Source organism: Acinetobacter sp. 24-47-39, assembly GCF_056783825.1.
On sequence record NZ_JBWYIP010000030.1, the window covers coordinates 1 to 578 of the forward strand.

Sequence of the window (578 nt, forward strand, 5' to 3'; positions counted from 1 at the left end):
ACAAACGATACTACACCAACAATCTCAGGTAAGACTGAGCCAGGTGCAACAGTAAAAGTTGAAATCTTAGACAAAGATGGCAACCCTGTAGCAACAGGTGATGCGACTGTAGATCCAGAAGGTAACTGGACGTTCACACCGACTGAAGAATTACCAGAAGGTGAATATACAGTTAAAGCTGAAGCGAAAGATGCGGTGGGTAATACTGCGACTGAAACTGCGGATGGCAAATTAACTGTAGATACAACTGCACCATCTGATACCGATGTAACGATTGATCCAATTGCGGATACAAACGATACAACACCAGAAATCACAGGTACAACTGAACCAGGAACAACAGTAAATGTCGTTGTTAAAGACAAAGACGGTAAAGTTGTTGCAGAAGGTCCAGCGACAGTTACAGGTGACACATGGACATATACACCATCAGTTGAATTGGCAGATGGCGAATATGACGTAGTTGCAAAAGCGACAGATAAAGCAGGTAACACAGGTGAATCTCAGCCAGAGAGCTTCGAGGTTGACACAGTAGCGCCTGAATTAACCATCGATGAGCTTAAGCCGACAAACGATAC

At 43.9% G+C, this 578-nt stretch carries 1 protein-coding gene; it reads left to right on the forward strand.

Annotated elements, in window-relative coordinates; genetic code table 11:
- Nucleotides 1-578: Ig-like domain-containing protein (locus tag AC1M9C_RS14890; RefSeq protein ID WP_481953972.1), on the forward strand; the 578-nt coding region annotated here is incomplete at both ends.